The organism is Cryobacterium algoritolerans, assembly GCF_004402785.1.
GTDB classification, from domain to species: domain Bacteria; phylum Actinomycetota; class Actinomycetes; order Actinomycetales; family Microbacteriaceae; genus Cryobacterium; species Cryobacterium algoritolerans.
Map to the genome: position 1 here is coordinate 1 of NZ_SOFP01000012.1, position 18,556 is coordinate 18,556.

Annotated in this window: 17 protein-coding genes; 7 read left to right on the forward strand and 10 right to left on the reverse strand. The window is 66.5% G+C overall.

Annotated elements, in window-relative coordinates; all coding sequences use genetic code 11:
- On the reverse strand, nt 1-1,006 hold a 1,006-nt coding region (gene sufB, locus E3O19_RS03010), incomplete at its 3' end, for a Fe-S cluster assembly protein SufB (RefSeq protein WP_134565146.1).
- A 270-nt stretch (nt 1,007-1,276) separates the two neighbouring features.
- Here sufB and E3O19_RS03015 point away from each other — a divergent pair.
- A complete protein-coding gene (locus E3O19_RS03015; RefSeq protein ID WP_134565147.1) occupies nt 1,277-2,218 on the forward strand; it encodes a COX15/CtaA family protein in 942 nt (313 codons plus the stop codon).
- Here the strand turns inward: E3O19_RS03015 and E3O19_RS03020 are convergent.
- The 5 genes from E3O19_RS03020 to E3O19_RS03040 form a co-directional block, all read right to left on the reverse strand.
- Nucleotides 2,215-3,210: a glycine betaine ABC transporter substrate-binding protein gene (locus E3O19_RS03020; RefSeq protein ID WP_134565148.1), complete on the reverse strand. Its 996-nt coding sequence runs from the start codon at nt 3,208-3,210 to the stop codon at nt 2,215-2,217. The genes E3O19_RS03015 and E3O19_RS03020 overlap by 4 nt on opposite strands.
- A 44-nt stretch (nt 3,211-3,254) precedes the next feature.
- On the reverse strand, nt 3,255-4,013 hold the full coding sequence (locus tag E3O19_RS03025) for an ABC transporter permease (RefSeq protein WP_134565149.1): 759 nt from the start codon (nt 4,011-4,013) through the stop codon (nt 3,255-3,257).
- On the reverse strand, nt 4,010-5,302 hold the full coding sequence (locus E3O19_RS03030) for an ABC transporter ATP-binding protein (RefSeq protein WP_241981159.1): 1,293 nt from the start codon (nt 5,300-5,302) through the stop codon (nt 4,010-4,012). Before E3O19_RS03030 ends, E3O19_RS03025 begins: the two co-directional genes overlap by 4 nt.
- The gene (locus tag E3O19_RS03035) at nt 5,295-5,936 is read right to left on the reverse strand and encodes an ABC transporter permease (protein WP_134565150.1); all 642 of its coding nucleotides are present in this window, start codon (nt 5,934-5,936) and stop codon (nt 5,295-5,297) included. The genes E3O19_RS03030 and E3O19_RS03035 overlap by 8 nt, the downstream gene beginning before the upstream one ends.
- A gap of 170 nt (nt 5,937-6,106) precedes the next feature.
- Entirely contained in the window at nt 6,107-7,027 is a 921-nt protein-coding gene (locus E3O19_RS03040; RefSeq protein ID WP_134565167.1) for a heme o synthase, read from the reverse strand.
- Between the two features lie 303 nt (nt 7,028-7,330).
- Between E3O19_RS03040 and tkt the strand changes: the two genes are divergently transcribed.
- The 6 genes from tkt to pgl all read left to right on the forward strand — a co-directional run bounded on the left by tkt (nt 7,331) and on the right by pgl (nt 15,569).
- Nucleotides 7,331-9,424 carry a transketolase gene (gene tkt / locus E3O19_RS03045; protein ID WP_134565151.1) on the forward strand — a complete coding sequence of 698 codons (2,094 nt, stop codon included), beginning with the start codon at nt 7,331-7,333 and terminating at the stop codon, nt 9,422-9,424.
- Between the two features lie 71 nt (nt 9,425-9,495).
- The gene (tal, locus tag E3O19_RS03050; protein WP_134565152.1) at nt 9,496-10,629 is read left to right on the forward strand and encodes a transaldolase; all 1,134 of its coding nucleotides are present in this window, start codon (nt 9,496-9,498) and stop codon (nt 10,627-10,629) included.
- Nucleotides 10,626-12,233 carry a glucose-6-phosphate isomerase gene (locus tag E3O19_RS03055; RefSeq protein WP_134565153.1) on the forward strand — a complete coding sequence of 536 codons (1,608 nt, stop codon included), beginning with the start codon at nt 10,626-10,628 and terminating at the stop codon, nt 12,231-12,233. The genes tal and E3O19_RS03055 overlap by 4 nt, the downstream gene beginning before the upstream one ends.
- A 62-nt stretch (nt 12,234-12,295) precedes the next feature.
- A complete protein-coding gene (gene zwf / locus E3O19_RS03060; protein WP_134565154.1) occupies nt 12,296-13,837 on the forward strand; it encodes a glucose-6-phosphate dehydrogenase in 1,542 nt (513 codons plus the stop codon).
- The gene (locus E3O19_RS03065; protein ID WP_134565155.1) at nt 13,834-14,802 is read left to right on the forward strand and encodes a glucose-6-phosphate dehydrogenase assembly protein OpcA; all 969 of its coding nucleotides are present in this window, start codon (nt 13,834-13,836) and stop codon (nt 14,800-14,802) included. Before zwf ends, E3O19_RS03065 begins: the two co-directional genes overlap by 4 nt.
- Nucleotides 14,799-15,569, forward strand: coding sequence for a 6-phosphogluconolactonase (gene pgl, locus E3O19_RS03070; protein ID WP_134565156.1), 771 nt, complete (start codon nt 14,799-14,801; stop codon nt 15,567-15,569). The genes E3O19_RS03065 and pgl overlap by 4 nt, the downstream gene beginning before the upstream one ends.
- A 110-nt stretch (nt 15,570-15,679) precedes the next feature.
- On the opposite strand, the gene E3O19_RS03075 is transcribed toward pgl, so the two are convergent.
- From E3O19_RS03075 to E3O19_RS03090, 4 genes are all read right to left on the reverse strand, one after another.
- Entirely contained in the window at nt 15,680-16,048 is a 369-nt protein-coding gene (locus tag E3O19_RS03075) for an RNA polymerase-binding protein RbpA (protein ID WP_134506622.1), read from the reverse strand.
- Between the two features lie 117 nt (nt 16,049-16,165).
- Nucleotides 16,166-16,417, reverse strand: coding sequence for a preprotein translocase subunit SecG (gene secG / locus E3O19_RS03080; protein WP_134506624.1), 252 nt, complete (start codon nt 16,415-16,417; stop codon nt 16,166-16,168).
- Between the two features lie 131 nt (nt 16,418-16,548).
- On the reverse strand, nt 16,549-17,349 hold the full coding sequence (tpiA, locus tag E3O19_RS03085; protein WP_134565157.1) for a triose-phosphate isomerase: 801 nt from the start codon (nt 17,347-17,349) through the stop codon (nt 16,549-16,551).
- On the reverse strand, nt 17,340-18,554 hold the full coding sequence (locus E3O19_RS03090) for a phosphoglycerate kinase (protein ID WP_134565158.1): 1,215 nt from the start codon (nt 18,552-18,554) through the stop codon (nt 17,340-17,342). Before E3O19_RS03090 ends, tpiA begins: the two co-directional genes overlap by 10 nt.
- Nucleotides 18,555-18,556 lie beyond the last annotated feature (2 nt).

Sequence of the window (18,556 nt, forward strand, 5' to 3'; positions counted from 1 at the left end):
CGCCGGCATCCTGGTGCTGGCCGGGGCCGGCGAAGGCCACCGACAGGGTCTCGCCCTTGGCGTGCTCGCCCATCAGGTAGATCGACGGGTACTTCATGGTCACCTTGGACCCGATGTTGCCGTCGATCCATTCCATCGTGGCACCCTCGGCCGCCGTGGCGCGCTTCGTGACGAGGTTGTAGACGTTGTTGGACCAGTTCTGGATGGTCGTGTAGCGAACGCGGGCGTTCTTCTTCACGATGATCTCGACGACCGCGGAGTGCAGCGAGTCCGATGAGTAAATCGGGGCGGTGCAGCCCTCGATGTAGTGCACGTAGCTGCCCTCGTCGGCGATGATCAGGGTGCGCTCGAACTGACCCATGTTCTCCGTGTTGATTCGGAAATACGCCTGCAGCGGGATTTCGACGTGCACGCCGGGCGGCACGTAGACGAAGGATCCGCCCGACCAGACCGAGGTGTTGAGCGCAGCGAACTTGTTGTCGCCCGACGGGATGACTGTGCCGAAGTACTCCTCGAACATCTCCGGGTGCTCCTTGAGCGCCGTGTCGGTGTCCATGAAGATGACGCCCTGGGCTTCGAGCTCCTCGTTGATCTGGTGGTAGACGACCTCGGACTCGTACTGGGCGGCGACGCCGGAGACGAGACGCTGACGCTCCGCCTCGGGGATGCCGAGCTTCTCATAGGTGTTCTTGATGTCGTCGGGCAGGTCGTCCCAGGTCTGGGCCTGCTTCTCCGTGGACCGGACGAAGTACTTGATGTTGTCGAAGTCGATGCCGGAGAGGTCGGCGCCCCAGGTCGGCATGGGCTTGCGCTCGAAGAGTTCGAGGGCCTTCAGCCGACGCTTCAGCATCCAGGCCGGCTCGTTCTTGAGCTTGGAGATGTCGGTGACGACCTCCGGCGAGATTCCACGGCGGGCGGACGCGCCGGCAGCGTCGGAGTCGGACCAGCCGAATTCGTAGACACCGAGCCCCGCGAGCTCGGGGCGGTCGAGCAGGACGTCAGACATATTTACCTCTTCTCCCCTCCACGACAACCCGGATATTAGTCCGGTCATTCCCGGACGGGCCTTCCGAGGGAGACCCTGTGCGGGAATGTGTTGTGTGGGCGGCTACGTTGCGTACCTAAGATGTTTAAGGACGACGTGGTTCTCAGCTGCGGTTGTGTGTCAACCGCGGTCGAGCCGCCCTGGAAACACCTAATTCTACAGGTTAGCGGTGGGATTAGTAGTGCGATCCGGCGTTTTCACATGAGCCACAGCGAAGAGGAAGCAGAACCGGTGAAACGGATTTCGGAATGGTTACCCACGAGCGTTGACAAGCGGGTTCGAGTGCTGGCGTGGATCTACCTCACCGCCCAGATCCTGCTTGTGGGCACGGGCGGCCTGGTGCGGCTCACCGGCTCCGGCCTCGGGTGCCCGACCTGGCCCCGGTGCACGGACGGTTCCTTCGTCAACACGCCCGAAATGGGCATCCACGGCGTGATCGAGTTCGGCAACCGGCTGCTCGGCGTTGTGCTGGGGCTCGTCGCGATTGCAGCGTTCCTGGCGGTCGTGCGCGTGCGCAGGTCGCGTCCCGACCTGTTCTGGCTCGCGCTGCTGGCTGGCCTGGGCATCCCCGCGCAGGCGGTCATCGGCGGGGTGAGCGTGCTCGTGAAGCTCAACCCGTATGTGGTCGGGCTGCACTTCGTCATCTCCGTCGCCCTCGTCGGGCTCTGCACTGTCTTCGTGCACCGGGTCTACACAGGCAACCCGCGCCGGATCCTGGCCGTCCCCGGGTGGTTCAGGCTCCTCACCTACGCAACGGCCGCCGTCATCCTGGTCACCATCCTCGTCGGGATCGTGACCACCGGCTCCGGCCCGCACGCCGGCGACGCGAACGCACCGCGCAACGGCCTCGACTCCGAGCTGCTTCAGCATGTGCACAGCTGGCCCGCCTATGCCACCCTCGCCCTGACGATCGCCCTCGTGGTCGCCTCCGTCGCGCTCGCACTCCCCCCACGCGGCTGGGCCGTGTTGCTGCTCATCATCGAGGCCGGGCAGATCGGCATCGGACTGCTCCAGGCGAACATCGGCCTGCCGCCCGTGTTGGTGGGCATCCACATGGTGCTGTCCTGCGTGCTCGCTGCGGGGATGACCGCGGTTGTCCTGAACCTCACGGTTCCGTCAGCGAATCCCACGTCGACATCCGTCCCGCTCGCGGAGAGCGCGGCCGCCCGTTAGCGAGGATCGGTGATGAATCCCCTGGCCTTCATCCACGCGAAAGCGACGTCGGCGGGTTCCTCACCGTCGACGTCGACCTTGCGGTTGAGTGACCTGAGCACCTTGTCGGTGAGGGCCGGGGTGATCTGGTCGAAGACATCCGCCAATTCGGGGTGCGTCGTCAGGGTGTCGGTGGAGTACACCGGAGCTACGTTGTAGGCAGGGAAGAACTTCCGGTCGTCGGTCAGCACGGTGAGGTCGAGTGCGTCGATGCGGCCGTCGGTGACGAACACCTCACCGAAGTTGCAGTCCCCTCGGTCGGTGGCGCTGTACACCGCGCCGGCATCATAGATTCCGACGTTGGCGTCCGGGACGCCGGCCGCGGATCCGCGTTTGAGTCCGTAGGTTTTGAGCATCGGGTTGAAACCGTCGGAGCGGGAGTTGAATTCCGCCTCGACGCAGAAGGTGCGATCCTCCACTGGCAGCGACGCGATCTGCGACATTGTGCTGATTCCGCCGAGGTCGGCTGCCGCCTCGCTGCGGATGGCGAGGGCGTAGGTGTTGTTCATCGGGGCGGGCCTGCCCCAGGTGAGCCCAGTCGCTAGATCCGCGTCGTGCACGGCCTGCCACTGGGCCGCCTGATCCGGGATGCCCTCGGCCTGGGCGAGGTACGTCAACCAGGCCGTCCCGGTGTACTCCCACATGAAGTCGGCCTGGCCGAGGGTGAGGAGTTCGCGAGCCGGTTGGCTTCCCGGCAGGTTGCTCAGGTCCGTGACGTCGAAACCGGCGGCCCGAGCCGCCAGCACAGCGATCTTCCCGAGGATGAGTTGCTCCGTGAAGTTCTTGGAGGTGATGGTGAGCGGCGCGTTCCCCAGTCCCGGGATCGGCCGGATGGTGCCAGGGCCCACGGCCGGCACGTACGAGGTGGCCGGTTGCAGCCCGCAGCCGGTCAAGGCCAGTATGGCGACCAGGCACGCCGCCGGGGTGACCAGGCGCCGTCGTCGATTCGTCATGGCGCGGCCATTCTCGTGGGTAAGGGTGGTCGTCCCGGAGAGCATCAGAGGCCCTTCGGCCGGGCGAGCTGCTCGACGACGCGGCCCAGCCAGTCCACCAGGAGGGCGAGGAGCGCTACCAGCAGCGACCCGGTCACGAGCACGGAGGTGAGCTTCAGGTTCACCCCGGTCGTGATCAGGATACCGAGCCCACCGCCGTTGATGAAGGTGGCGAGGGCTGCGGTTCCGACCAGCAGGACCATGGCGGTGCGGATGCCGGCGAGCATGACCGGCACCGCGAGTGGGAGTTCCACTCGCAGCAGCACGGCTCCCGCGCTCATCCCCATCCCGCGGCCGGCCTCCACCAGCCGGGCGTCGACCTGCTGCAGCCCGACGATAGTGTTCCGCAGCACCGGCAGCAGGGCATAGAGCACGAGCCCCATGGTCGCCGCCCAGAAACCGAAGCCCAGCCAAAATGCGAGGAGCACGACGAGCCCGATGGCGGGGGCGGCCTGACCGATGTTCGCAACGGCGAGCACAGGCCCGGTGAACCGCCGCATCGCCGTGCGCGTGAGGGCGATCCCCAGCGGGACCGCGATCAGCAGCACCATCACCGCCGACACGAAGGTGAGCTCCAGGTGTTCGAGGGTGTAGCCCCACAGTGCGGCCGGGGAGAGTGTCGTCAGCTCGGTTGTGGACAGGTCCGCCGTGGCCAGCCAGCCTGCAAGGCCCAGCGCGGCGGCGATGATCCCGGCCAGCTGCAGCGCCAGGCCGCGCCACGCCGCGCGGCCCGGCGCGGATACCCTGCTCGTTGCGCTGCTCACTGCGCTGCCGGGGTGTCGCCGGTGCCGGTTCCCGGGCCGGGGGTGTCGGCGGAAGCCACTTCGTCGGTGGTCACCGCGCCGAAGATGCCCGTGTTCAGCCCGACCGGGGCATCCGTGGAGTCCATCGCCGCCGTGTCCTGCGACCGGCCGATCGCGTCCATGACGGTCTTGATGTCGATCACGCCCCTGAACACGTCGCGGCGGCCCGTCACGAGCGCAGCCCCGGCGCTGGACACGAGCATCGTGTCGAGCGCGTCACTGAGGGTGGCCCTGCTCCCAACCACGGGCAGACCCGGATCCGGGGTCGAACCGATCGTCTGGAGACGGTCCAGTTTGCGGCGGGAAAGCCATTGGATGGGCCGTTCGCGCGAGTCGACGACCACCGCGTGGCCGTGGCCGGCCGCAACGATCCGGGCGAGGACGTCCCGTGCCGGCTCGCCGGGCCGGGCGAGGATGGCCTCCGCCATGCCGACATCGCCGACCCTGGTCAACGTGAGCTGCTTCAGCCCGGCCCCGGACCCGATGAAGTTCTCGACGAACTCGTTGGCCGGGTTGCCCAGGATCCGTTCGGGTGTGTCGTATTGCACGAGCTGGGCACCCTCGTCGAAGATCGCAATCCAGTCGCCCAGTTTCACGGCCTCGTCGAAATCGTGGGTCACGCAGACGATGGTCTTCTGCAGCTCGTCCTGGATGTTGATCAGCTCATCCTGCAGGCGCAGGCGGGTGATCGGATCCACGGCCCCGAAGGGTTCGTCCATCAACAGCACCGGCGGGTCGGCCGCCAGGGCCCGGGCCACACCCACTCGCTGTTGCTGACCGCCCGAAAGCTCCTTCGGGAATCGGTCCCGGTACTGCTCAGGGTCGAGGGAGACGAGCTCGAGCAGTTCGTCGACCCGAGCCGCAATCCGGTCCCTGTCCCAGCCGAGCATCCGGGGCACGATACCGATGTTCGTTGCCACCGTCATGTGCGGGAACAGGCCGCCGGCCTGGATCACGTAACCGATTCCCCGCCGGAGCCGGTCGCCGTTCATCTGCGTGACGTCGTCTCCGTCAACGACGATCCGTCCTTCAGACGGTTCGATCAGCCGATTGATCATCTTGAGCGTCGTGGTCTTGCCGCAGCCTGACGGGCCGACCAACATGACCGTTTTGCCGGCGGGAATTTCCATGGTGAGGCCGTCCACGGCCGGCCTGGCCTGGCCGGGGTAGCGTTTGGTGACGTGATCGAGCAGGATGCCGGCCCCGGTCACGACGGAGTCGGCCGGTCTGGCTGGAGTTCGTTCAGGCACGGATACCTCGCGGGATGGTCAGGCGGCCGAGGCCGACGAGCAGAAGATCAAGGACGAGGGCCAGGATGATGACCCCGACGACACCGGTGACCACGGATTCGAACGAGTTGGCGCCGCCCAAACGGGAGAGTCCGGAAAAGATGAACCCGCCGAGGCCGGGGCCGAGCGCGTAAGCGGCCACGGCGGCCACGCCCATGACCATCTGGGCGGAGACCCGGATCCCGGTCAGGATGATCGGCCAGGCCAGCGGCAGTTCGATCTGAACCAGGGTCCTGAATCGGCTCATGCCGATCCCCCGGGCCGCCTCGACAACGGTCGGCGCGACGCCGGACAGTCCGACGACGGCATTGCGGAGGATGGGCAGCGTCGCGAAGAACGCGACGACGATGACGGCGGGGAGAACTCCGAAACCGAACGGCGAGATCAACAGGCCGATCAGGGCGAAGGAGGGAATGGTCAGGCCGATTGCGGAGACCGAGTTCACGACACCGGTCAGCGCCGGGCTGCGATAGACCAGCGCGGCGATGACCACGGCAAGCACGGTCGCCATCAGGAGGCACTGCAGGACGAGGCTGAAATGCTGCCAGCTGGAGAACAGGATCTGCTCGTACCGGTCGCCCAGGAAATCCAGCACTGCGAGGCCTCTTCACGTGGGTGACGGCCGGTACTGACACGAAGGAGGGCGCGTAGGGCCTAACGGACTGCCTCCTGCGGGTAGGAGACATTCCCAGAGTACAGCAGGACCTCGCCCCGAGCGGGAAGCTGTTGCCGTTCTGCGCAGTAACGCCCGGAAACCGGGACGGGTCAGAAGGGCAGCAGCGGGTCGACGCCGACGGCCACGAAAAGAAGCGTCAGGTAGACGATCGAACCGTGGAAAACCCGCATGGGCGACACGTGTTCGTGCCGGATGGCCAGGCTGTACAAGCGGTGTGTCTCGTAGACGAACCAGCCACCGGTGACGAGCGCCGTGAACGCGTAGACGAACCCCATGTCGGCGATGGGGATGAGCAGCAGGGAGCACGCCACCGTCGCCCAGGCGTACAGGATGACCTGGAGTCCGACCTGGCTGCGGCCGCGGATGACGGCGAGCATGGGTACCCCGGCGGCCTGGTACTCGCTGCGGTACTTCATCGAAAGCGGCCAGTAGTGCGGCGGGGTCCACAGGAAGATGATCAGGAACAGAATGAACGGGGGCCAGGACAGATCCCCGGTTACCGCTGCCCAGCCGATCAGCACCGGCATGCAGCCCGCGATGCCGCCCCAGACGATGTTCTGCGCGGTGCGCCGCTTGAGTACCAGAGTGTAGAAGACCACGTAGAGCAGGATCGCGCCTAGCGACAGCAGGGCGGCCAGCCAGTTGGTGAACACCCAGAGCCAACCGATTGACACGGCACCGAGCACCCACGCGAAGACGAGGGCCTGCCGGTCGGACAGCTCCCCCGTGACCAGTGGACGGTTCTTAGTGCGGTCCATCACCCGGTCAATATCCCGATCGATGTAGCAGTTGAACGCTCCGGCCGACCCGGCGCTGAACGCGCCGCCGATCAGGGTCGCGAGCACCAGCCATAGGCTGGGGATACCCTGTTGCGCCAGGATCATCGTCGGCGCGGTCACGACGAGCAGGAGTTCGACGACCCGCGGTTTCGTCAGCGACAGGTAGGCCAGAAAAGTGCGTCGGAAGGAGCGGGTTTCGCTCACATTCGGGGTGGAGACGGGTCCGGGCATGACACCTCTTACGCTGTACATTGTGAGACAAGTCTAGGCGATCCGGACGTGAGGTTCAGGCAGGGACTCTCTGACCCGGAGGCATGCGAGAGTCCGGCGCCATGCGTCGTCACATCGCTGGGCCGTTTCCCGACGACTGCCTATACTGGGGGGTGCTCGCCAATCTCGGTGCATGCGCGGATCTACCGAAGTCGGGCCTCTGCCGCAACGCTTGGATGACGTCGATGTCCACGGGCGCGCTCAATCCAATGGGTGCGGGTTCACGACTACCTGCCCCCGTTGTCTACGAAGGGTCAAGACCAAGTGGCAGCACTGCAGTGGGATTCGATTGACAACAAGGCGGTCGACACGGCACGCCTCCTCGCGGCGGACGCCGTCGAGAAGGTCGGGAACGGGCACCCCGGCACCGCAATGAGCCTCGCTCCTGCCGCATACCTCCTGTTCCAGAAGGTCATGCGCCGTGACCCCGCCGACAACGAGTGGATCGGCCGCGACCGTTTCATCCTCTCGGTCGGCCACAGCTCCCTCACGCAGTACGTGCAGTTGTATCTCGGCGGCTATGGCCTCGAGCTGGACGACCTCAAGGCACTTCGCACCTGGGGTTCGAAGACCCCCGGTCATCCTGAATACGGTCACACCGCCGGTGTCGAGATCACCACGGGTCCGCTCGGCCAGGGTCTGGCCTCCGCCGTCGGCTTCGCCTACGCCTCTCGTTTTGAGCGCGGCATGTTCGACCCGGAGGCGGCGGCCGGCGCCAGCCCGTTCGACCACTTCGTCTATGTGATCGCGGGCGACGGCGACCTGCAGGAAGGCATCACCAGCGAGGCATCCTCGCTGGCCGGCCACCAGCAGCTCGGCAACCTGATCGCGATCTATGACAGCAACCAGATCTCGATCGAGGACGATACCAACATCGCCTTCACCGAGGATGTCGCTGCCCGCTACAAGGCCTACAACTGGCACGTGCAGACGGTCGACTGGAAGACGACCGGCGTCTACGTTGAAGATCTGAACGCCCTCAACAACGCCATCGACGCCGCCAAGGGCGAGACCGATAAGCCGTCCTTGATCATCCTAAAGACCATCATCGGCTGGCCCAGCCCGAAGAAACAGAACACCGGCAAGATCCACGGGTCCGCCCTCGGCGCCGAGGAGCTGGCCGCGGTCAAGGAAATCCTGGGCTTCGACCCTGCGCAGACCTTCGAGGTCGCCGACGAGGTCATCGAGCACACGCGCAAGGCACTCCAGCGTGGTGCAGCGGCGCACTCCGAGTGGGACGCTGCGTTCGCGTTGTGGGCGGACGCCAACCCGGAGCGGAAGGCGCTGCTGGACCGGGTGCTGTCCGGAGCGCTGCCCGAGGGCGTCGAAGCCGCACTTCCCGTATTCGAGGGCGGCACGGACGTGTCGACCCGTGCAGCATCCGGCAAGGTCTTGACCGCGCTCGGCGCTGTCATCCCCGAGCTGTGGGGCGGCTCTGCCGACCTCGCCGAGTCGAACAACACCACCATCGGCGGCGCGACCTCTTTCATCCCCCGTGAGCACTCCACCCACGAGTGGACCGGCAACGAACACGGCCGGGTGCTGCACTTCGGTATCCGTGAGCACGCCATGGCCGCCATCCTCAACGGCATCGTGCTTCACGGCAACACCCGCCCTTTTGGCGGCACCTTCCTTATCTTCAGCGACTACATGCGCCCCGCGGTGCGTCTTGCCGCGCTGATGAAGGCACCATCGATTTTCGTCTGGACCCACGACTCCGTCGCCCTCGGCGAGGACGGTCCTACCCACCAGCCGATCGAGCAGCTCGCGACCCTGCGGGCCATCCCGGGCCTGGACGTGGTGCGCCCCGGCGACGCCAACGAGGTCTCGTGGGCCTGGAAGACGATCCTCGAACGCCGGGGCGGTCCGGCCGGGATCGTGCTGACCCGACAGAACATCCCGGTGTTCACCCGGGGAGACGGTGAGGCCGTCGGCGATGTCCTCGCATCGGCGCGGAACGTGTCCAAGGGTGCGTACATCCTGGCGGAGGCGGCGAACGGCACACCCGACGTCATCCTGATCGGAACCGGTTCCGAGGTACAACTCGCCCTGGCCGCCAGGGACCGGCTGAAGACGGAGGGCATCGGTGCCCGCGTCGTTTCTGCTCCTAGCCTCGAGTGGTTCAAGGAACAGTCCGCCGAGTACCGAGAGTCGGTCCTTCCGAAAACTGTGACGGCCCGGGTATCGATCGAGGCCGGAATCGCGTTGACCTGGGATAGCTACGTCGGAGATCGCGGCCGCAGCATATCCATCGAGCACTTCGGCGCATCGGCGGATTACAAGACCCTGTTCCGTGAATTCGGAATCACGACGGAGGCTGTCGTCGCCGCCGCAAAGGATTCGCTCGCCGCCCTCTGAAGTCACAAGCGCGAACTCGTCACCAGCGCGAATCCCACCCCTGAATCACCCGTTTCATTAGGAGAATCACTATGACCGAGAACACTCCCCTCGCCCAGCTTTCAGCTGCCGGCGTCAGCATCTGGCTCGATGACCTGTCACGCGAACGCATCGTTTCCGGCGGGCTTCAGAACCTGATCGACACAAAGAACGTCGTCGGCGTGACCACCAACCCGACGATCTTCGCCGGCGCCCTGAGCAAGGGCGAGGCATACGTGGGGCAGGTCGCGGCCCTCGCCGCCGCCGGCGCCGGCGTGCAGGAGGCCGTTTTCGAGATCACCACCGACGACGTCCGGGCCGCGAGCGACATCTTCCGGCCGGTTTACGACGGCACCCGCGGGGTCGACGGCCGCGTCTCGATCGAGGTTGAGCCCGGGCTCGCCCACGACGCGGGCGGCACGGTCGCCCAGGCGCAGGAACTCTGGGCCAAGGTGGACCGTCCGAACGTCATGATCAAGATCCCCGCAACCGTTGAGGGTCTCGACGCGATTACCGCAACCATCGCGCTGGGCATCAGCGTGAACGTCACCCTGATCTTCAGCCTCGAGCGTCACCGCCAGGTCATCAACGCGTATCTGTCCGGCCTGGAGAAGGCCCGCTCGGCGGGCCTCGACCTGTCGACGATTCACTCAGTGGCATCGTTCTTCGTTTCGCGCGTCGACACGGAGATCAACCAGCGCCTCGAAGCCATCGGCACGGAAGCGGCCCTAGCCCTGAAGAGTAAGGCCGGCGTCGCCAACGCACAGCTCGCCTACGAAGTCTACGAACAGGCCTTCTCCAGTGAGCGCGCCCTCGGCCTGCTCACGGCCGGTGCCAACAAGCAGCGCCCGCTCTGGGCGTCCACAGGCGTCAAGGACCCGACCCTGCCGGACACCCTCTACGTGACGAACCTGGTCGCGCCGGAGGTCGTCAACACGATGCCGGAGAAGACACTCGAAGCTACGCTCGACCACGGAGTCGTCCCCACCGACTCGGTCACCGGCGCGTACGACGAGGCCAATGCCGTGCTCGACGCGCTCGCGAACGAGGGCGTCTCGTACGTCGACGTCACCCAGGTACTCGAAGCCGAGGGTGTTGCCAAGTTCATCGTGTCCTGGAACGAACTCCTGGAGACCGTCTCCGTCGCGCTCGACGCCGCGACGGCCACCTCGGGAGCAGCACTGTGAGCTTCCGCGTCTCGGTCAGTGGCGCCGCCGCCGACGCCGTGCGCAGCACGGTCCCGACCCTCGTGGCCGACCTCGTCGCATCCGGCATCACCGCGCTCGACCCTGCCCTCTGGGGCCCGGAGGTCGAGGCCGAGGCCGGCAAGCGACTCGGCTGGACGGAGTCGGTTTCCGACTCCCGGCCGCTGATCCCCGAGATCCTGGCGCTGCGCGACTCGCTGCGCGCCAAGGGAGTTAACCGGATCGCGCTCGCCGGTATGGGCGGCTCCTCGCTCGCGCCGGAGGTCATCACCGGCACCGCCGGCGTGCCCCTGACGGTGCTCGACTCGACCGACCCCGGTCAGGTCCTCGCCGCGCTCGGCGACCACCTCGCCGCGACCGCGCTCGTCGTCTCCTCCAAGTCGGGCTCGACCGCGGAGACCGACAGCCAGCGCCGCGTGTTCGAACGGGCATTCCGCGAAGCCGGAATCGACCCGGTCGATCGCATCATCGTCGTCACCGACCCCGGCTCCCCGTTGGACGCGTCAGCGCGGGCCGCCGGCTACCGCGTCTTCAATGCCGATCCAACGGTCGGCGGGCGTTTCTCCGTGCTCACCGCCTTCGGCTTGGTGCCGTCCGGGCTAGCCGGGGTCGACATCGCCGAATTGCTCGACGAGGCCGAGGCGATCTCGGTCGCCCTGGCCGTCGACAGCCCGGAGAATCCCGGGCTCATCCTCGGTGCGGCGATCGCGGCGACCACGCCGCGTCGGGACAAGCTTGCGATCGTGTCCGACGGCACCCACATCGTCGGTTTCGCCGACTGGGCCGAACAGCTCATCGCCGAGTCCACCGGCAAACAGGGCACCGGCATCCTCCCGGTCGTCCTCGGCCGAGACGCCCCCGAGCTGTCGGAGAACCTTCCGGACGTCCAGGTGCTGCGCCTCGTCGCCGACGCCGGAGTCGAGGTCTTCTCCGACAATGACGGCGCGGACGAGATCCGCGTCAGCGGAACCCTCGGGGCGCAGTTCCTGGTCTGGGAGTACGCCACCGTCATCGCCGGCCGCCTGCTCGGCATCAACCCGTTCGACCAGCCCGACGTGGAGGCAGCCAAGATCGCCACCCGCGGCCTGCTCGACGCCCGCCCGGAGCCCGTTCCGGCGGCGTTCATCTCCGACGGCATCGAGGTCAGGGGCACCGCCCACGTGCTCGGGGCCGCCAGCGACCTGGCGTCGGCGATCGACGCGCTCCTGGCGGAGCTCGGCCCGGACGGTTACGTGTCCGTGCAGGCCTATGTCAACCGCCTGGCCCTGCCGCAGCTCGCCGAGATCCGCGACCTGATCGCGGCCCTCTCGACGCGCCCGGTGACATTTGGCTGGGGACCGCGCTTCCTACATTCGACCGGTCAGCTCCACAAGGGTGGCCCGGCCACCGGGGTCTTCCTGCAGATCCTCGCCACTGCCCCCGTTGACCTGGACATCCCGGAGCGCCCTTTCACCTTCGGCGAGCTCATCCAGGCGCAGGCCAGCGGCGACGCGAGCGTGCTCGCCGAGCACGGTCGCCCGGTGCTCACACTCACGCTGACTCAGCCGGAGGCGAACGTCGCGACACTGTTCGCGGTCCTGCGCTAGCAACCACGCGTCACCTCGGCCGGCCCCGGCCACGCTGTCCGTCCACACCCTGAAGGAGCTGCATGTCCCCGGTGGAAATCACCCCGGAGTTCAATCCGCTGCGATCACTCTCCGACTACCGCCTGAATCGAATCGCGGGGCCGAGCAGCCTCGTCATTTTCGGCGTGACCGGTGACCTCTCACGGAAGAAACTCATGCCGGCCGTTTACGACCTTGCCAACCGGGGCCTGCTGCCGCCCGGCTTCGCCCTGGTCGGCTTCGCCCGGCGTGACTGGGACAACGAGGACTTCATGCGGGTGGTGCACGACTCCGTCAAGGAGTACGCCCGCACCGAGTTCCATGAGGATGTCTGGGCGCAGCTGGCCGAGGGCATCCGTTTCGTTCCGGGGACGTTCGACGACGACGAGTCGTTCGAGCGTCTCAAGGAGACGATCGCTCTGCTCGATCAGGAACGCGGAACGATGGGCAACCACGCGTTCTACCTGGCGATTCCGCCGAAGGCCTTCCCCCAAGTGACCGAACAGTTGCGCCGGTCCGGGCTGGCGGACCAGAAGGACGGGCAGTGGCGACGCGTCGTCATCGAGAAGCCGTTCGGCAGCGACCTGCCGACCGCGCGCGAACTGAACGACGTCGTCGAGTCGGTATTTCCGCCCGACTCCGTCTTCCGGATCGATCACTACCTGGGCAAGGAGACGGTCCAGAACATCCTGGCGCTGCGTTTCGCCAACCAGTTGTACGAGCCGATCTGGAACGCCAACTACGTCGACCACGTGCAGATCACGATGGCCGAGGACATCGGCGTCGGCGGCCGGGCCGGCTACTACGACGGTATCGGTGCGGCCAGGGACGTCATCCAGAACCACCTGCTCCAGCTCCTGGCCCTGACCGCGATGGAGGAGCCCATCTCCTTCGACGCGGCAGACCTCCGCAGCGAAAAGGAGAAGGTGTTGGCGTCGGTCCGTCTTCCGGAAGACCTCGCGACCGGCACCGCCAGGGGCCAGTACGCCGGAGGCTGGCAGGGCGGGGAGAAGGTCCTCGGCTACCTGGAAGAGGACGGTATGGACCCCGAGTCTTTCACCGAGACCTACGCGGCGCTCCGTCTCACGATCGACACCCGCCGCTGGTCGGGGGTTCCGTTCTACCTCAGGGCGGGCAAACGCCTCGGACGCCGCGTCACCGAGATCGCCGTCGTGTTCAAGTGCGCGCCGCAGCATCTATTCGCCAAGGGCGGCGCCGCGGCGCTCGGCCAGAACGCGCTTGTAATCCGGGTGCAGCCCGACGAGGGTGTCACCATCCGGTTCGGCTCGAAGGTACCCGGCGTGGGCATGCAGGTGCGCGACGTCACCATGGACTTCGGCTACGGCCACGCGTTCACCGAGGCAAGTCCGGAGGCCTACGAGCGTCTGATCCTTGATGTGCTTCTCGGCGACCCACCCCTCTTCCCCCGGCATGAAGAGGTGGAACTGTCCTGGAAGATCCTCGACCCGATCGAGAAGTTCTGGTCCGAACAGGGACAACCGGAGCAGTACCGCCCGGGAACCTGGGGTCCGACCTCCGCCGATGACCTGCTGTCTCGCGACGGCCGACACTGGAGACGCCCATGATCGTCGATCTTCCCGACACCACCACCTCCAAGATCTCCAAGGCCCTGGTCAGAATCCGCGAGGAGGGTGGCGCGGTCGCGCTTGGCCGGGTCCTCACCCTGATCATCGCGTCGACGATGGGGCACGAGGAGGAGGCGATCGAGGCCGCGAACGATGCCTCGCGCGAACATCCGATGCGGGTCATCGTCGTGTCGACGCAGGCGCTCGACGACAAGGGCCTGGCCACGACGCCGAGGATCGACGCGGAGATCCGGGTCGGCGGCGACGCCGGCGCGAGCGAGGTGATCGTGCTTCGAGCCTACGGTGAGGCCGCCAGCGACCCGGAGAGCCTGGTCACCGGCCTGTTGCTGCCGGACGCTCCCGTCGTCGCCTGGTGGCCCGGCGTGGCACCGGCCGTGCCTGCGGAGTCTCCGCTCGGGCGCATCGCCTACCGTCGGATCACGGATGCGTCCGCGCAGCCCGATCCGCAGGCTGCGCTGCACCACCTCTGCACCTCCTACCGCCCGGGCGACACCGACTTCGCCTGGACCCGGCTGACCCTGTGGCGCGCCCAGCTCGCCGCGGTCCTCGACCAGCCGCCCTACCTGCCCGTCACCGCGGTTGAGGTGTCCGGTGCCGCCGACTCCCCATCGACAGCGCTGCTGGCCGCCTGGCTGCAGTTGCAGCTGCGGGTGCCGGTCAGTTACGAGTTCACCACGGGCCCCCTGTCCAGCGGAATCCGCGGCGTGCACCTCACCCGGTCGGCCGGCGTGATCTCGCTCGAACGGGGGGTACCCGGCATCGCGACACTCACCCAACCGGGTCAGCCGGTCCAGGACCTCACCCTCAAGCGACGAAGTCTCCGTGACTGCCTCAGTGATGAGTTGCGCCGGCTCGACCCGGATGAGTTGTATGGTGAGGTCATCACGCGCGGCCTCCCGCACCTTGACGATGTGGTCGCAGATCAAACCGAAGGACGACCGTGACCAACGAAAGACGCGTACTCGTACACCCCGACCGGGCAGCCCTAGCGGCGTCGGTGGCGGCACGATTCATCACGACGACCGTGGATATCCTGCACGAACAGGGTGAGATCAATGTGGTTCTTGCTGGCGGCTCCGTCGCCAACGAGGTGCTCGAGGCCATCAACGCCTCCGCGGCCAGGGACACCATCGATTGGGACCTGGTCACTTTCTGGTGGGGGGACGAGCGCTGGGTACCTAAGAATGACCCCGAGCGCAACGAGGTGCAGGCGCGGATGGCACTCCTGGACCACATTGCGGTCCCCGAAGGCAACATCCACCCGTTCGCGGCCTCGGACGAGGGCACGGACCTGGATTCCGCCGCCGCAGGCTATGCGGCCCAGCTCCAGGCCGCGTCGATCGAGGGCACGGCCCTTCCGCGCTTCGACATCACGTTTCTCGGCGTCGGACCAGACGGGCACGTCGCCTCTCTGTTTCCACACCAGCCCGGTATCAGGGAGTCGGAGGCGAGTGTGCTCGCAGTGCGGGACTCCCCTAAGCCCCCTGCGGAACGTCTCAGCCTGAGCCGCCCCGCCCTCAACTCCTCGCGCTGCATCTGGATGGTCCTCGCCGGACCGGACAAGGCGTCCGCCCTCGGGCTGGCTCTCGCGGGTGCGAGCCGCGACGAGGTGCCCGTCGCCGGTATCAAGGGGCGCCGATACACGAATTTCTTCGTCGACAGGCAAGCCGCCGCGGAGGTTCCGGAGAACCTCACGGCGTCCACCTTCTGACCCCAAGCACCTGGCACGACAGAGCGGGCCCCGATTTCGATCGGGGCCCGCTCGTGTTTGCCTGCGCTGAGCAACTGCGCCGATCCGCTGCCAGCCGGTCGCCTGGGGCGTCAGTTGGTCGCGGAGAGCTTCCCTCGACGAACCCGCAGTTGCTGCAACGCCTCTTCGAGGAGTGACTCAGCCTCCTCCTCCGTTCGGCGCTCTTTCACGTAGGCGAGGTGCGTCTTGTAGGGCTCCAGCTTGACCACTGACGGCGGGTTCTCCTTGTCGCGACCGGCAGGCAGGCCGGAGGAGGGACAGTCAATGGTCTCCGGGATCTCGTCGTCCGGAAGGTTCGCCGCGAAGTATCGAACGGTCTCATTGCCGAGGGCGTCCCAGTAGGAGACCCTGATCCGGTCCGCGTGGAAACCGCGGTCCTGCTCGCCCATGGGGCCAGCTCCTACACGAGAGCCACGAATTGCGCTGCCACCAGATGCCATAATGTTCCTCCGCTAGAAAGGGGCGTTGAAGCTGATTGGCCGCTTCAGCCGATGTTGAGCTGAACGGGTCGTGCCGAACTCGCGAGGCCGGGAATCAGCCCGGCCGGGCGGTCGTGGTCAGAGACCCACGCCAAACTTCGTGATCAGTCCGAGGACGACGATGCACGAGATCCACAGCAGTCCCAGGATGACGGTGATCCGGTTCAGGTTTCGTTCGGCGACGCCGGAGGCGCCGAGGTTCGAGGTGACGCCGCCACCGAACATGTCCGACAGACCTCCGCCACGTCCCTTGTGCAACAGAATGAGCATGGTGAGCAGGAGGCTCGTAATGCCGAGCAACACCTGCAGCACTACCTGGAGAATACCCACGCGAAACCTTTCACAGTGCGGTGGGGCACTTGCCCCACCAAGATCAGTGATAATCATAGCCTGACTCACGTCACAACCCGCCGCCCCCCGGTTCGGGGGACAGCGGGTTGCCTCAAACGGTGTGACCGGTGCTACAGCCCAACGTGCTTCTGGAAACGCACGATGCTGGAGAACTCGTCGATGTTCAAGCTTGCGCCGCCGACGAGGGCACCATCCACATTGGGCTCGCGCATGTAGCCGGCGATGTTGACGCCCTTCACGGAACCGCCGTACAGGATGCGGGTCTTGGCGGCCACATCCTCCCCGAGGGTGTCCTTGAGCACGGCGCGTAACTGAGCCGCAACCTGCTCGGCCTGCTCCGGCGTGGCAGCCTGGCCGGACCCGATCGCCCAGACGGGCTCGTAGGCCACGACGATGTCCGCCGCGTTTGAAACGCCGGCCAGCGCCGCCTTCAGCTGGGCGACTGGCACGGCGCTAGGGCCGTGCACTTCCAGGTCCGCGGCGGTTTCGCCGACGCAGATGATCGGAACCAGGTTGTGCTTGAGCGCGGCCATCACCTTGGCGGCGACCTGTTCGTCGTCCTCCCCGTGCAGCGTGCGCCGCTCGGAATGTCCGATGAGAACGTACTGGCACTCCAACTGGGACAGGAAGGCACCGGAGATCTCACCGGTGTAGGCGCCGGAGTCCCGGGCCGACAGATCCTGCGCGCCATAGGCGAGTGGGAGCTTGTCGGCGGACACAAGCGTCTGCACCGAGCGGAGATCGGTGAACGGGGGGAAGACGGCAACCTCGACGGCTGAGAAGTCGTGCTTCGCATCCTTGAGGTTCCACGCCAGCTTCTGCACGAAGGCGATGGCCTGGAGGTGATCCAGGTTCATCTTCCAATTGCCCGCGATCAGCGGGGTGCGCCGCGGGTTGTCGTTTACTGCCATCCGAGGACCTCCAGTCCTGGTAGGCGCTTGCCTTCGAGAAACTCGAGGCTGGCGCCACCGCCGGTTGAAATGTGACCGAACTGATCATCGGTGAAGCCGAGGATGCGCACGGCGGCGGCAGAATCGCCGCCACCGACCACGCTCAGGCCGTCGACCTCGGTCAAGGCGCCGGCAACCGTCCGGGTGCCTTCCGCGAACGGAGCCAGCTCGAACACGCCCATGGGGCCGTTCCAGAAAACCGTCTTGGAAGACCGGATGATTTCGGCGAACGCAGCAGCTGTGTCGGGACCGATGTCCAGGCCGAGGCCGGACGTACCGAACGGGGTTTCCTCGATCGCGTTGGCCGGTGTGACTGAGATCTCCGCGTCGTCGCCAAACTTCGAGGCGACGACGACATCAGTCGGAACCACGATCTTCACGCCCAGGCGATTGGCCTCCAGAAGGTAACCACGAACGGTTTCGATCTGGTCGGCTTCCAGCAGGCTCGAGCCGACCCGGTGACCCTGGGCTGCGAGGAAGGTGTACGCCATGCCGCCACCGATGAGCAGCGAGTTGACTCGCGGCAGCAAATGACCGATGACGCCGAGCTTGTCAGACACCTTCGAGCCGCCGAGGACGACCGTGTAGGGCGCCTCCGGCTTCTCGGTGAGGCGATCGAGCACCTCGAGCTCCGCGGCGATCAACAGGCCGGCTGCACTTGGCAGGATCGCTGCCAGGTCGAACACGCTGGCCTGCTTGCGGTGGACAACACCGAAGCCGTCCGAGACGAGGACGTCGCCGAGAGCGGCGAGCTCGTTGGCGAAGGCAATCCGTTCGTCGTCGACCTTGCTGGTCTCCCCCGGGTTGAACCGGAGGTTCTCGAGCACGACGACGTCACCGTCAGCCAGCGCCGACACTGCTGCCTTCGCGGACTCACCGACGGTGTCGGTGGCGAACGCCACGACGCTGCCCAGCAGCTCAGCCAGGCGGGCGGCAACGGGAGCCAGGCTGTACCTGTCTTCCGGCGCGCCCTTGGGCCGACCGAGGTGCGAGACGATCACGACTCGGGCGCCCTGCACGAGCAGCGCCTTGATGGTGGGAAGGGACGCGCGAACGCGGCCATCGTCCGTGATCTCTCCGGCTTTCAACGGAACATTCAGATCGCAACGGACGATGACACGCTTGCCGTGGAGCTGCCCCAGTGATTCGATTGTACGAAGTGTCACCG